This window comes from Winogradskyella sp., from assembly GCF_965656915.1.
Taxonomy (GTDB): Bacteria; Bacteroidota; Bacteroidia; order Flavobacteriales; family Flavobacteriaceae; genus Winogradskyella.
The window spans coordinates 1-13,986 of the sequence record NZ_CBFHMI010000002.1; the positions used below are offsets into that span (position 1 = coordinate 1).

Annotated in this window: 14 protein-coding genes; 8 read left to right on the top strand and 6 right to left on the bottom strand. The window is 32.3% G+C overall.

Features of this window, described 5'->3' with window-relative positions; translation table 11 throughout:
• Window positions 1-417 (top strand): transposase (locus ACTG3Y_RS01200; protein ID WP_439151099.1); only part of this gene is annotated, 417 nt, incomplete at its 5' end.
• 127 nt (window positions 418-544) lie between these two features.
• Here ACTG3Y_RS01200 and ACTG3Y_RS01205 read toward each other — a convergent pair.
• From ACTG3Y_RS01205 to ACTG3Y_RS01215, 3 genes are all read right to left on the bottom strand, one after another.
• Window positions 545-1,252, bottom strand: a complete 708-nt coding sequence (locus ACTG3Y_RS01205; protein WP_439151100.1) for a hypothetical protein — start codon at window positions 1,250-1,252, stop codon at window positions 545-547.
• Between the two features lie 189 nt (window positions 1,253-1,441).
• Entirely contained in the window at window positions 1,442-2,173 is a 732-nt protein-coding gene (locus ACTG3Y_RS01210) for an FISUMP domain-containing protein (protein ID WP_439151101.1), read from the bottom strand.
• Window positions 2,174-2,243: 70 nt separating this feature from the next.
• Entirely contained in the window at window positions 2,244-2,627 is a 384-nt protein-coding gene (locus tag ACTG3Y_RS01215) for a hypothetical protein (RefSeq protein ID WP_439151102.1), read from the bottom strand.
• 259 nt (window positions 2,628-2,886) lie between these two features.
• On the opposite strand from ACTG3Y_RS01215, the gene ACTG3Y_RS01220 reads away from it, so the two are divergent.
• Window positions 2,887-3,657 (top strand): TIGR02757 family protein, encoded by a 771-nt coding sequence (locus tag ACTG3Y_RS01220; protein ID WP_439151103.1) that lies wholly within the window; start codon window positions 2,887-2,889, stop codon window positions 3,655-3,657.
• Between the two features lie 141 nt (window positions 3,658-3,798).
• The gene (locus ACTG3Y_RS01225; protein ID WP_439151104.1) at window positions 3,799-5,286 is read left to right on the top strand and encodes a S10 family peptidase; all 1,488 of its coding nucleotides are present in this window, start codon (window positions 3,799-3,801) and stop codon (window positions 5,284-5,286) included.
• Between the two features lie 117 nt (window positions 5,287-5,403).
• Here ACTG3Y_RS01225 and ACTG3Y_RS01230 read toward each other — a convergent pair whose 3' ends face one another.
• A complete protein-coding gene (locus ACTG3Y_RS01230) occupies window positions 5,404-7,299 on the bottom strand; it encodes a M61 family metallopeptidase (protein ID WP_439151105.1) in 1,896 nt (631 codons plus the stop codon).
• A gap of 85 nt (window positions 7,300-7,384) precedes the next feature.
• Here ACTG3Y_RS01230 and ACTG3Y_RS01235 point away from each other — a divergent pair, with 85 nt between their 5' ends.
• The 5 genes from ACTG3Y_RS01235 to ACTG3Y_RS01255 all read left to right on the top strand — a co-directional run bounded on the left by ACTG3Y_RS01235 (window position 7,385) and on the right by ACTG3Y_RS01255 (window position 12,629).
• The gene (locus ACTG3Y_RS01235; protein ID WP_439151106.1) at window positions 7,385-8,392 is read left to right on the top strand and encodes a glycosyltransferase family 2 protein; all 1,008 of its coding nucleotides are present in this window, start codon (window positions 7,385-7,387) and stop codon (window positions 8,390-8,392) included.
• Window positions 8,393-8,466: 74 nt separating this feature from the next.
• Complete coding sequence (locus ACTG3Y_RS01240; RefSeq protein WP_439151107.1) at window positions 8,467-10,395, top strand: BatA domain-containing protein; 1,929 nt, start codon at window positions 8,467-8,469, stop codon at window positions 10,393-10,395.
• The gene (locus tag ACTG3Y_RS01245; RefSeq protein WP_439151108.1) at window positions 10,392-11,645 is read left to right on the top strand and encodes a dihydroorotase; all 1,254 of its coding nucleotides are present in this window, start codon (window positions 10,392-10,394) and stop codon (window positions 11,643-11,645) included. Before ACTG3Y_RS01240 ends, ACTG3Y_RS01245 begins: the two co-directional genes overlap by 4 nt.
• The gene (locus ACTG3Y_RS01250; protein ID WP_439151109.1) at window positions 11,645-11,974 is read left to right on the top strand and encodes a hypothetical protein; all 330 of its coding nucleotides are present in this window, start codon (window positions 11,645-11,647) and stop codon (window positions 11,972-11,974) included. Before ACTG3Y_RS01245 ends, ACTG3Y_RS01250 begins: the two co-directional genes overlap by 1 nt.
• 7 nt (window positions 11,975-11,981) lie before the next feature.
• Entirely contained in the window at window positions 11,982-12,629 is a 648-nt protein-coding gene (locus ACTG3Y_RS01255; protein WP_439151110.1) for an alpha/beta hydrolase, read from the top strand.
• Here the strand turns inward: ACTG3Y_RS01255 and ACTG3Y_RS01260 are convergent.
• Complete coding sequence (locus ACTG3Y_RS01260; protein ID WP_439151111.1) at window positions 12,626-13,132, bottom strand: hydrolase; 507 nt, start codon at window positions 13,130-13,132, stop codon at window positions 12,626-12,628. The genes ACTG3Y_RS01255 and ACTG3Y_RS01260 overlap by 4 nt on opposite strands.
• 4 nt (window positions 13,133-13,136) lie before the next feature.
• Window positions 13,137-13,898 carry an MBL fold metallo-hydrolase gene (locus tag ACTG3Y_RS01265; RefSeq protein ID WP_439151112.1) on the bottom strand — a complete coding sequence of 254 codons (762 nt, stop codon included), beginning with the start codon at window positions 13,896-13,898 and terminating at the stop codon, window positions 13,137-13,139.
• Window positions 13,899-13,986 lie beyond the last annotated feature (88 nt).

Below are 13,986 nucleotides of genomic sequence, written 5' to 3' on the forward strand. Positions count from 1 at the left end.
TATCGCGGCACAACACATCAATGTAAGGACTGCCCAATAAAGTTGCGCTGTTTGGGTAAAACAGCCAAAGAGAAAAAGTTTTCTGTAACGTATTACAAAGCAGAATATCAGCGTAATATTAAACGTGTAAATAGTCCTCAAGGAAGCTATATGAAAGGCAAACGACAAAGTACTGTAGAACCCGTTTTTGGAACACTCACCCAATTTATGGGTTTAAGGAAAATAAATACCATAGGAATAAAACAGGCAAATAAGGTCATGCATTTAGCAGCCATGGCATACAACCTTAAAAAGTACTTGAAGTTTACACAGAAACTGTCAAAAACCAAGGCAAAAGCACTTGGTCTTATATTTTCTAAAATAAATGGACTCCAAAACCTAATAATCACCAATTTGCGCCAGCCAAAATTTAACTAAATGGCAGATATAAAAAATTAAAAAAGCCCTAAAAAGGGCTTAAATGTGTTTTGGACATAAATTTTTAGCGCGTTGTGCAACGGTTACCGGTGTTGTGCGTTCGTACTTTTATTTTATTAATCATTTTTTAAAAAACTTCTGAACCTTTTAATGTTTCTTGTTTTTCTTTATCTCTAATTTCTCGTTTAATTTTGTTCTCTACATTTGGTTTTGTGATGATTAAAATCACATTATAAGAAGTTCCTTTGTCAGATATTCTTACTTGAATTTCTTTTGTACCAATTTTCCAAGAATTAATAAGGTAAGTGTAATTTTTCTTAAGTTTATATCTCGGCTCTAAATCATAGTGTAAATTTGGATTACCATATTTAGTTTTCAAAACATTTGATATTGCTTTAATTTCTTTAGTGGCTTCTGATTCAAAATTTTCCCAAAGAATGGGTTTTCCGATAATTTTTATTTTGTAAAGTTCATTTTCATAATAGAAGTCACGAATAAAAGAAAACTCAAAATTTCCAATGAAATGGTCATAGAAAGTTTTGTTCATTATTTTGTATGGTTTCCTATTTTCTTTTTTGAATTTATTGATTTTTGATTTGGCTATGTTTTTATTCATTCCAAATCGAATTTCGCCTATTACTTTTCCTTGCTCAATAGTAGTTATGCTATCTTTTTTTCTTTTTTTTATTATTAATTCTTTAGCTTTTATTTTAGCAATACTATCTTTTTGAATGTTTTCATTTTTTTCTTTCTGAGTTTTATTTTTTTCAGATTGGTCATTACATCCAAATAGAAAGAAGGAAACTAAACTTACAATAATGAAATGCTTTCTCATAGGTTCGTTAAATGTGCTACAACTTAAGGGATATGAGTCCGTTTTAATGACTTATATCAGTCGTTAGCAAGTTAGTTGTTTTGAGTTAAAATGGCAATACGTAGAACTACGTAAATTTATAAGACAAAAAACCTTATGAGGTACATAGCATAAGGTTTCTATAAATTTTTATAATAAATAGAATTTACACTATTCATTCTTTATACAGCGTACTCCTGCTCCTATTCTTACAGAATTATCTACAAAATTAATGTCAGTATTATCAAAAAGTTGCACCATAACTCTAGGTCTAGAGCCCAAAGGAATATCAATATTAACATCTGTTGTTGCCCAAGTACAAACACCTTCGGTAAACGTAGACGTTCCAAAAGTACTTGAATAACCATTTGGTAAGCCTGTAAAACCAATAGCATCGGTACCATTACCACTAGATGGTAACCAACCAGAATCAGATTTTAAAGCTCCAGCTTCCATACCATCGAAACCATTAGCACTGAGATAGGCTTCTAATTCCATAAAATCTTGCACAGATGGAATTCGCCATCCTTCTGGTGCTAGTTTACCAGATTCTAAGGCATAATGATTGTATAAAGCACCATAATAATCAAAAGGCATTTCAATGTCTACAACATCGTTTAGATCATTGGTACTAGCAAACTGATACAATGCCATAGGTTCATTGAAATTTACCCAATCCATTGGGAATTCATATAGTGTTATCGGTGTGCCATCATTAAACGTTGTAACTTTAAGATTCTCTAACATCCAGGTTTGGCCACCTAAAGTAATAGTGTTGTATACATTACCATCAATGTCGGTTACTGTAGTTGGTTCTTCATCTGAGTTATTGTCATCATCAGAACAACTTGTCATAAAAGGTAATAACAATACTAAGAGGAAGGGTGAAATAAGTTTTTTCATAATTGCTTTTTTTTATAGAATAACTAAGTTAATATTTTTCCTACCGGATGAAAATTAAAAATTATGATTGTTATTCAAATTTTATCTTATTATCTTCATTTGCAACAGATTTAAACCATTTTATATATTTAAAAACTTTCTTTTTTAAGTAATACATAAGATAGATTCCTGAACCCAAAAGAAGCACATATAAAGCTAAAACTATATAAATAAACTTTAAGTCTGCATCAGAAATTAACTCAGACTGAAACTCAAAAAACAGAAAGAGCATAGTAAACGAAAACCATATAATTCCAGGAAGTAAAAAGCGACCATCAAAACGCCAGATATTTATGCTGATGTACATTGAAATTGCCAAAGATACAACCACTTTAAGATTGAATGTGTTTACCAAATCAAAAATTGATGTTAATTCAAGAAGGATAAATATTCCCCAAATTACCGAAAGTAACAAGTGTAATGTCTTATATTTTTTCCAATGTTTGTAAGCTGGTCTTGAGGATAGAATAGTTCTTAATTTATCATCGTCTAAATGATTTTAAAATCTATCATACAATTCTGATTTTTCAGCACCAGCATTAAGAAGTTTTATAATGTCTTGCTTTATGCCTTTTTTGGTCATTTTTTTAATCCGTATGATAAAATCATTAGCGCGCTTAATGCTGAGTTAAATTAAAAGTTAATGTACTTTTGTTTTCAAATTTAGTTTAAAATTGAAACTCAAAAAAGCAGAACTTAAAGACTTCTTAGATAGTAAGGTAGAACTTTACAATAATCCTAAGTTTATTGAGAGTGATCCAATTCAAATTCCACATCAATTTTCTAGAAAAGAAGATATTGAAATCGCTGGATTTTTAACAGCTACCATTGCTTGGGGAAATCGAAAAAGCATTATTAATAATGCCAATAGAATGATGGAGATGCTGGATTACGCTCCATTTCAATTTGTGACACAGCATTCCAAACAAGATTTAGATCAGCTTAGTGGATTTGTACATCGCACTTTTAATCAGAATGATTTTATACAATTTATAAAGAGTCTCAAACACATTTACCAGTATCATAATGGATTGGAAGCCGTGTTTAATAGGAATGCTAACAAAGACTCTTTACAACAAAGTATTCATCAATTTAAGCACATCTTTTTTGAAATTCCGCATCTAGAACGTACGATGAAACACGTCAGTGATCCACTTAAAAACTCAGCAGCCAAAAGGATTAATATGTTTTTGCGTTGGATGGTGAGAAATGATAATGCTGGTGTAGACTTTGGTATTTGGAACAGCCTCTCTCCTACTCAATTGAGTTGTCCTTTAGATGTACATTCTGGTAATGTCGCCAGAAAACTAGGCTTATTAAAGCGAAAGCAAAACGATGCTAAGGCATTAGCGGAATTGGATAAAGCGTTAAGACGATTAGACGCAAACGATCCTGTTAAATATGATTTTGCTTTGTTTGGTTTAGGTGTTTTTGAAGGCTTCTAACTGTAAGGTTTTCTTAGTATCTTTAAATTTTAAAAGTAGATTCCAGAACGTGCCTTCGACAAGCTCAGTCTGACTATTTAAAATAACAATCAATTGTCATGCTGAACTTGTTTCAGTATCTCATAAAATCATTTCTTATATATGAAACTAAAACTAACATTTCTTTTACTTGCCTTTGTGAGCCTTAGCTTTTCTCAAAATTTAAAAATTCCTATAGACACAACGATTGTGACTACCAATTCAATCACAATTAAAGGAAAACAAATTAATTATAAAGCTGAAACTGGCTTTCAACCTGTTTGGGATGATGACGGAAAGATAATAGCTTCACTTTATTACACCTATTACAAACGAACTAATGATAGCAAAGACAATAAACGACCAATCATCTATTCATTTAATGGTGGTCCTGGTTCTGCTTCTGTTTGGATGCATATTGCTTATACTGGTCCAAGAGTTTTAAATATTGATGATGAAGGTTATCCTGTACAGCCTTATGGCGTAAAGGACAATCCTAATTCAATTTTGGATGTAGCAGATATAGTGTATATAAACCCTGTGAATACAGGTTTCTCAAGAAAAGTAGCTGATAAAGACGGTAAGATGCCAGAGGATAAACTGTTTTTTGGAGTAAACGCGGATATCAAATACTTGGCAAGTTGGATGAATACCTTCACAACACGTCATAACCGCTGGGAATCTCCAAAATATATTATAGGTGAAAGCTACGGAGGAACACGTGTTATGGGATTATCTCTAGAACTTCAAAACAGTCAATGGATGTATTTAAACGGTGTGATATTGGTGTCCCCTGCTGATTATAAAGTATTGCGAGTTGGTGGTCCATTATCATCGAGCTTAAATTTACCATACTATACTGCAGCAGCATGGTATCATAAGGCCTTATCACCAGAACTTCAGAATAAAGATTTATTAGAAATACTTCCTGAAGCCGAAGAATTTGCTATTAACAAACTCATACCAGCCATTGCAAAAGGTGGATTTATTTCAGAACCTAAAAAACAAGCTGTCGCTAAGCAAATGAGCTATTATTCTGGCTTATCAGAAAAAGTGATACTTCAAATGAATTTGGATGTGCCTAATCGTTATTTCTGGAAAGAACTACTTAGAGACAAAACCGGTGAAACAATCGGTCGATTAGATTCTAGATACAAAGGAATTGATAAAGTTGAAACAGGAATAAGTCCGGATTATAGTGCTGAATTGACCTCTTGGTTACATAGTTTTACTCCCGCTATCAATTATTACATTAAAAATGAATTAGGCTTTGATACCGATGTAAAATATAACGTATTTGGCAATGTTGGCGATTGGGACAGAACCAATGACAGTACGCGTGAAAACCTGAGACAAGCCATGGCACAAAATCCTTATTTGAATATATTAACCCAGTCAGGATATTATGATGGAGCGACAACGTATTTTTCTGCCAAATACTCACAATGGCAAATAGATCCTAGTGGTAAACTAAAAAAACGAATGTCTTTTAAAGGTTATAGAAGTGGGCATATGATGTATTTACGAAATGAAGATCTTATACAAGCCAACGATGATTTACGTGAGTTTATTGAAAACTCCACTTCAAATGGTAAATCGGCGAAATATTAACTTCAGATTGATTTGTTAATAATTATAAAACATGAGTAGATGCTGAATTAAATTCAGAATCACCAACTAAAAAGGCTTCCAAATTGGAAGCCTTTTAATCTATACTATAAAATATAATCACCCTTTTAACCAAGCATCTCTAAGCGCCTTTTGAGCCTCAGTAGCGTTTTCATCTTCAACCAAAGATTCATCTATTGCATAAGCTTTAGTTAGTGTTGCTTCTATATGCACTGGCTCTCCATCGCGTTCTAAATCCATTGTAATTTCTTTTCCTGGTTGCCATGCAAACATACCACCTATCACTTGTTGTGCATTCATCATAGTTAATTCTGCGCCATCTACTTTCTTAATAACGTCACCTGCTTTTACTCCCTGTGACTCCCAAAAAGAATTCTTTTCAGCCATTGAAGAGAAAAATATAGTTCCTTTTGCTTGGTCTCCATCAAAAATGATGTTTTGTCCTCCTGCAAAAATGTAATTGGTTTCTACTTCAGTTTCACCCTTTTTTAATCCTACCATAGCAAAATACTCGTCATAATTGATTGGTACATCACCTTCAACATGGGTTTTCAAAAACTTACCAACGCTAGGGTATGTCATTGCCGTTATTTCAGCAATAATTTTATCATCTTCAAACGGTTTCTCTTTTCCATACTTGGCAGATAACTCTTTCATGAGTGACAACATACTTCTGTTACTGTCACTTTCTTTTCGCATTAATATATCTATACACATACCAATTAAGGCACCTTTCATATATACATTACCATAGTTAGGTGCATAAGGATCGTCTAATATATTTTCGCTCATTATGGTAAAACTCATGGCATCATCCCAACGCTTAGACGTTGCGATTTTAGACATCATAACATTGTAAAATGCATCAGATTCTATTAAATCTTCATACACTTGAAAATGCTGAGCAAAATATTCCGTTACACCTTCATACATCCATAAATGCTTTGAAAATGTTGGCTGGTTATAATCAAAATAATGTACATCTTCAGAATGTACTGAAAGTGGAGTAACTATATGAAAAAACTCGTGTGCAACTACATCTATAATCGATGCTGCTAAACCTTCTTTGCTTGAAGCTTCAGGTAGTACCACAACCGTTGATGTATGGTGTTCTAAGGCTCCCATGCCTTTAGGTGCGGTTTCACTTCCATCGGATAAGTATAAATAAATATCATAACGTGGTGTCGTATTAACATCTCCTAAATACGCTTTTTGCGCCTCCATCATTTGGAATACAGTTTCCTTCATGCTAGCAGCCGTATGGACTTTATTTGGTGAATATACACTTAAAACAATTTTAATATCACCAACCATAAATTCTTCTACATCTAACTTTCCATACATCATTGGGTTATCTGTAATATCAAAATAACGCTGTGCAAAATAACTGCTGGTAATGGCTCTGCCATCTGCACTAGACTTCATTCCTTTATCTTCTAAAGCAGAGGTTCTTACAAATGTTGCTGGTGCAGTAACATCTAAAGCATATTGGTTATTCTTTAATGAATCGAAATACCCTATAAATCCATGAAGATTTAGTACATAATTTTCTTCATCAATATTAGTTCCTGAAGGCGAAAAAGGTTGTTCTCCTTGCATACCACCACGATTTCCTTCTATATCAAAAGTATCATTGACGTAATACTGGAGTTTATCTAATTTTTTGGCATCGTTGATAACCCAAGTATTTGTATCTTCTTTTGATACACTTAACTCATTGCCTTCATAATCGTAAGCTTTAAAGTCGTCTATATATTTCCCAAAATCACTTACAGAATATGTGCCTTGGACTACACGTGGTAATCTGTAAGTCACAGTTTCTTTAGTAAAACGTCCAGGATTAATCGTTACTGGAACTTTATCATCTACAACAGCCGTTAAATCTAATGCTGTTTCTATTGGATTACTTATGGCTAAATCGTCTACCTTTGGTTTGGCAGCTCCACAACCAACCAAAATTGCACTTAAGCCTAATATGTCTATGTAATTCTTCATGTTTAAATTTTTAGTTTTTTAACAAGTCGCACAAAACTACAATCTGTTACCATGAAAAACCTAAAGGTTTTGTTAAATTCGCATCATGTCTAGAGTAAGCGTAAGTATTGTTATTCCTTTTAAAAACACAGATATATACATTTCAGAATGTGTGGAATCCATTATAAATCAATCTTACACTAATTGGGAAGCTATTTTTGTCGATGATCATTCCTCTGATAATAGTAATGCCATAATAAAAACCTTTTCAGAAAAAGATGACCGTATAAAACTATTTTCAAACTCAGGAAATGGTATTATTGAAGCACTTAGAACAGCCTACAAACAATGTAATGGCGACTATATTACACGCATGGATAGTGACGACATAATGACTACAAACCGATTAGAAGTGATGTATAATAGCTTAATCCATTTTGGCAAAAAGCATTTGGCTGTTGGTAAGGTTAAATACTTTAGAGAAGATGGAGTCAACGATGGCTTTATGCGCTATGAGCAATGGCTAAATAGACTCACAGAAACTGGTAGCAATTATTCTGAAATTTATAAAGAATGTGTTATTCCTTCACCTTGTTGGATGATTCACCGTGAAGATTTTGTTGCCTGTGAAGGATTTGAACCAAGTCGTTATCCAGAAGATTATGACCTTGCGTTTAGATTTTATAAAGCAGGATTCACCTGTATTCCATGTGATAAAGTGTTGCTACATTGGAGAGATTATATCACACGCACGTCCAGAACACATGAGCATTACGCTCAAAATTATTTTTTAGATATTAAAGTGCATTATTTCTTAGAATTAGAATACGACAAGTCAAGACCTCTAACGATTTGGGGAGCAGGTGCAAAAGGCAAGAATATGGCTAAATTGTTACTAAATGATGATATCCCTTTTTATTGGATTTGTGATAACCCTGAAAAAATTGGTAAACATATATACGATCAGGAATTATTGAATTTTAATTACTTAAAGGAGTTGAGAAATCCGCAAAGTATTGTGACAGTTGCCAATGACACTGCTCAGAGCGAAATAAAAGCTTATTTTGAAAAGCAGAATATGCAATCCATGAAAGATTATTTCTTTTTCTGTTAAATTTCTCAAAAGCAAAATGCTGTTATCCCTTGGCATTTTCTATATTTGATTTAACTTAAAGCGACGACACAGGAATGCAGTTTAAATACCCAGAATTACTTTACGCCTTATTTTTACTGATAATCCCTATTCTCATTCATCTATTTCAATTACGTCGGTTTCAAAAAGTAAAGTTTACCAACGTAAAATTCCTTAAAACAATTAAACTGCAAACCAGAAAGAGTTCGCAATTAAAAAAATGGTTAACCTTAATAACCAGAATGTTATTACTAACGTGTGCTGTAATTGCATTTGCGCAACCATTTATACCAAATACAGAAGAGTTTAATGAAGAACAAGAAACTGTTATTTATTTAGACAATTCCTATAGTATGCAAGCTAAAGGAAGTAACGGTTCACTATTAAATGAAGCTATTCAAGACCTCATAAATAGTATACCTGAGAATGAAAAGTTTAGCTTATACACAAATACGGACACCTACAGAAATACAACATTAAAAGCCTTAAAAAACGATTTAATAAATTTATCCTATTCTCCTAAACAGCTTAATTATGAAGCTGCATATGTGAAAGGAAGACAGTTATTTTCTAATCATAATTCTGCCACACAAAATTTAGTTTTAATTTCAGATTTTCAACAAAAAGAAAATCCTTTGAATTTTGAAAACGATAGTGTAGTACAATTAAAACTGGTACAGCCTAAACCATTGCTAACAACTAATTTAACTATCGATAGTCTATTTATTTCTAATACTCAAGCTGAAACTTTAGATCTTACAGTCAAGTTATCTAGTGGAAATGACAAATTGGAAAATGTGTCTGTATCACTTTTTAATGATGACGTTTTAATATCTAAAAGTGCTGTAGACATTAATGAACAAGCAGAAACGGTTTTTACATTTCCAAATAATACAATCATTAATGGAAAATTAGTGGTAGAAGATGCATCATTGCAATATGACAATACGTTTTATTTCAATATTAATTCTAAACCAAAAATTAATGTATTAAGCATAAATGGTTCTACTAGTGACGATTCATTTTTAAAACGCATTTATACTCGTGATGAATTCTCCTATAGTAGCTTCTCAATTGACGCACTAAATTTTAATCTAATTCCAGATCAGAATTTAATTGTCTTAAATGAAATTGATGACATATCGAATGCCTTGATTATGGCTATAAAAGCCTTCGTAAATGATGGTGGTATGATTGTAATTATACCTTCAGGTAATATTATATTAAATTCATATAATCAATTGTTTATAGAATTAAATATTTCTAATTATACGAATCTGTTTTTAGGTGAAAAACGCATAACTACAATTAACTATGATCACCCTTTATTGAAGGATGCGTTTTACTCTAGAGTCACTAATTTTCAATACCCAAAAGTTAATGAGTCGTTTCGATTTAGTTCTAATTCCAATAGCGTGTTGTCCTATGAAGATGGCACTGCTTTTTTAAAAGGAAACGGTAATGTGTATATCTTTTCCGCAGCAATAAATACTACAAATTCCAATTTTAAAAGTTCACCGCTAATTGTTCCAGTACTATACAACTTAGGAAAACAAAGTTTAAAGTTATCACAATTATACTATCACGTAGGACTACCAAATACTGTTGATGTTAATGCTATATTAGGACAGGATGACATTTTAACCTTAGAAGTAAATGATAAAGCTGTCATTCCATTACAAAAAACATTTAGCAAGGTGGTAGAAATAAAAACAGAAGAATATCCTAGTGAAGCTGGTATTTTCAATGTAAAAAATAAAGACGAGATATTGCAAAATATAAGTTTCAATTATACCAGAGATGAAAGCAAACTCGCTTATCATAATTTGACCAATATTAATTTTACTTCCATAAATACTAGTGTTGCATCTACAATAGACACCATAAAAAGTAATACAAATGTTAATGCGCTATGGAAATGGTTTGTTATTTTTGCACTAGTATTTTTAATTATAGAAATACTCATTCTAAAATATCTTAAATGAACGCACTCATAAAATCTGCTACCATCGTTGATTCTAAAAGTGATTTTCACAATGAAACGGTTGATATTTTAATTGAAAAAGGTCGTATTTCTAAGATTTCTAAACGCATTGCTAATCCTAATAAATACCGAGAGATAAAGCTCGAAAATTTACATGTTTCTCAGGGCTGGTTTGACAGCAGTGTGTCTTTTGGCGAACCAGGCTATGAAGAACGAGAAACGATAAGTAACGGTCTTAAGACCGCCGCAAAATCTGGCTTTACTTCTGCCGTATTAAATGCGAATTCTAATCCGGTTATAGATAGTTACGCAGACATTACGTTTGTAAAATCTAAAGCAACTGATAATGTTGTAAACCTCTATCCTATTGGTGCTCTAACAAGGTCTAGTTCTGGAAAAGATTTAGCAGAACTGTATGATATGAAAAATGCTGGTGCTGTTGCTTTTTATGATTACCAGCAACCAATTTCTAATCCAAATCTCATGAAAATTGCTTTGCAATATGCAAGTAATTTTGATGGATTAGTTTGTTCGTTTCCACAAGAATCTAAAATATCTGGACTTGGAGTTGCCAATGAACATATTAATAGTACTAAACTAGGTTTAAAGGGAAATCCTGCGCTTGCCGAAGAATTACAAGTGGCTAGAGATCTGTTTTTATTGGAATATACAGAGGGAAAACTTCACATACCAACAATTTCTACGGCAAAATCCGTTGAACTCATTAGAGCCGCTAAAGCTAAAAAACTTAATGTCAGTTGTAGTGTCGCTATTCACAATCTAGTATTTACAGACGACGTTTTACAATCCTTTGATACCAATTTTAAGGTGTTGCCACCGCTAAGAACACAAAAAGACTGTGAAGCTCTTATTGAAGGTTTAAAAGACGGTACAATAGATATGGTGACTTCCGATCATAACCCTATTGATATTGAAGATAAAAAAATTGAATTTGATTTTGCAAAGTATGGAACAATTGGTTTGGAGTCTGCATTTGGAGCCCTTCAAAATATATTTACCACTAAAAAAGTAATAGCTTTATTAACGCAAGGAAAAACCAGGTTTGGTATAGAAGCACATACCATCACTGAAGGAGCAAAAGCTGACTTAAGTCTTTTTAATCCTGACGTGATATATACATTTAATACTTCACACATTTTATCTAAATCTAAGAACAGTGCATTTTTAAATACTAATTTAAAAGGTCAGGTTTATGGTGTGATATCTAACAATAAAATTTCACTTAAATAATGGATCAGAATACTATCAATGAAGGTAAAACTTTTGCCCTTATTGCCTATCTCACTTTAATTGGAACATTGATTGCCTTTTTTATGAATCAGGAAAAACGTAATCCGTTTACCTCGTTTCATGTAAGACAAGGGTTAGGTTTAGGGCTTTTATATATTGCTATAGGATATATTGTCAGCAGTTTAGATAGTATGATGGTAAGTACGTCGTTTTGGATATTTTTCTCTGTACTTTTTCTTTATGGAATATATGGCGCAATTACAGGCCAGCTTAATAAAATTCCCATGTTAGGAGATTTATTTCAGAAATGGTTTCAATCTATAGGTTAGTAAATTTATGACAACATCATTACATTACATTAAAAGACCGTCAGCACTTCAAAAAGATGCTCCGCTACTAATTATGTGTCATGGATATGGTAGTGATGAAAATGATTTATTTTCGTTTGTATCAGAATTACCAGAGGAATTATTTATTATTTCTCTTCGTGCACCATACCCAATGCAACCCTTTGGAAATGCATGGTATGCAATTAATTTTGATGCCGATAAAGGCAAATGGAGTGACAATGTACAAGCCAAGCAGTCATTAGATCTCATATCACAATTTATTGATTATGCTTGTGAAACTTACCCAGTTGATTCAAATAATGTAACACTATTGGGGTTTAGCCAAGGTACTATATTGAGTTATGCTGTTGCTTTAAATTACCCAAAAAAAGTAAAGAATATAGTAGCACTTAGTGGATACATTAATGTAGATTTATTACCTGATAACTTTCAGGAATCGGATGTTTCTCATTTGAATTTTTTCTGCTCACATGGTTCTGTAGATCAGGTGATACCAGTTGACTGGGCAAGAAAAACTCCAGAAGTACTAAATAGATTAGGTGTTAATCATGTTTATTTTGAATATCCAGTGGGACATGGCGTTGCTCCACAAAACTTCTATGACTTTAAAGACTGGTTAAAGAAATATATCTAACTGATCTTTGGATATAAGAAGTACTCGACCAATTTATATTTTAGATCATTATTCTCATCAATAGAATAGGTCAAAAATATTTCACCCCAAAATTCACCATCTGTAAAGTTGGCTACAATCCATTTGTGATTTAAAACTCTAATTTTATTAATGAGCAACTTAGAGTCGGTCATAGATACGTAGGGAACAATAGGATGGTCTTCACCTTCATAATTATTCATGTCATATAAACCATCTATAATCGCGGGAATCAATTGCTCAGTATCATAACCCTGAGCCTCAAAATACGTCAACGCATCTTCATTTCCATTGATATTAAAGTAATTTAACTCAAACATTTCATCTTCCAAAGTAGTTATAGTTTTTTTAGTTTCAGCAAGTTTTGTTTTGTAAATGGAAATGTCTTTTTCGTATTTATCAATTATATTTTTTGAATTAACATATTGAAAAATGATTAATAAAATCGAAAAAATAAATAAGTACATAAATATTTTACTCTTCATAATACTAAATGGTAATTTGTAAGTTATCGTATGCTAAAAAAACGTTTTTAGGTAATTTTTGTTGTACCTCGTCATGAAACCCCAAGTGATGACTAATATGAGTTAAATAAGCGCGCTTTGGCTTAACATAATTTATAAAACTTAAGGCTTCTTTAAGGTTAAAATGTGAAATATGTGGTTCTTCTCTTAGGGCATTTACTACCAGAACGTCTAAATTCTTCAATTTGTCAACCTCTTTATCCTCTATGGTTTTCATATCAGTTAAATAAGCAAAATCCTTAAATCTAAATCCAAATACTTGTAGTTTGTTATGTAAACCATCAACGGGAATTACTTGTATGTTACCAACACTAAATGGTTGATTATCAATCTCAATTTGAGTAACACTCGGTGCTCCAGGATATTTATTTTTCGTTTCAAAAATATAATCAAATCGGTTACGTAATGCCTTTAAAACTCTTTTATGAGCGTAAATAGGAATATCACCTTGCTTAAAAAAGAAAGGTCTTATATCATCTAAACCCATGGTGTGATCTGCATGCTCATGGGTGAAAATAATTCCGTCAATTTTCGTGCAATTTGATCTTAGCATTTGCTGTCTGAAATCAGGCCCACAATCCACTACAAAACTATAATTATCCCATTCTACAAGCACTGATACTCGAAGTCTTTTATCCTTTGGATTATCACTTAAACAAACAGGGTGATTACTTCCTATAATTGGAATTCCCTGCGAGGTTCCTGTACCTAAAAATGTAATTTTCAATACTGTTAAGTTTAAAACAAAAATAAGCTTATTTTTTTGTTTGCGATAGTAAATTGATACCTTTGCTACATTGATGTAAATCCAATAA

Bases quoted from the DNA above. Each gene is read 5' to 3' on its own strand.
- ACTG3Y_RS01230 (WP_439151105.1), bottom strand. From the start codon at position 7,299: ATGAAGAATTACATAGACATATTAGGCTTAAGTGCAATTTTGGTTGGT.
- ACTG3Y_RS01260 (WP_439151111.1), bottom strand. From the start codon at position 13,132: ATGAAGAGTAAAATATTTATGTACTTATTTATTTTTTCGATTTTATTA.
- ACTG3Y_RS01255 (WP_439151110.1), top strand. From the start codon at position 11,982: ATGACAACATCATTACATTACATTAAAAGACCGTCAGCACTTCAAAAA.
- ACTG3Y_RS01235 (WP_439151106.1), top strand. From the start codon at position 7,385: ATGTCTAGAGTAAGCGTAAGTATTGTTATTCCTTTTAAAAACACAGAT.
- ACTG3Y_RS01225 (WP_439151104.1), top strand. From the start codon at position 3,799: ATGAAACTAAAACTAACATTTCTTTTACTTGCCTTTGTGAGCCTTAGC.
- ACTG3Y_RS01205 (WP_439151100.1), bottom strand. From the start codon at position 1,252: ATGAGAAAGCATTTCATTATTGTAAGTTTAGTTTCCTTCTTTCTATTT.
- ACTG3Y_RS01250 (WP_439151109.1), top strand. From the start codon at position 11,645: ATGGATCAGAATACTATCAATGAAGGTAAAACTTTTGCCCTTATTGCC.
- ACTG3Y_RS01210 (WP_439151101.1), bottom strand. From the start codon at position 2,173: ATGAAAAAACTTATTTCACCCTTCCTCTTAGTATTGTTATTACCTTTT.
- ACTG3Y_RS01240 (WP_439151107.1), top strand. From the start codon at position 8,467: ATGCAGTTTAAATACCCAGAATTACTTTACGCCTTATTTTTACTGATA.
- ACTG3Y_RS01245 (WP_439151108.1), top strand. From the start codon at position 10,392: ATGAACGCACTCATAAAATCTGCTACCATCGTTGATTCTAAAAGTGAT.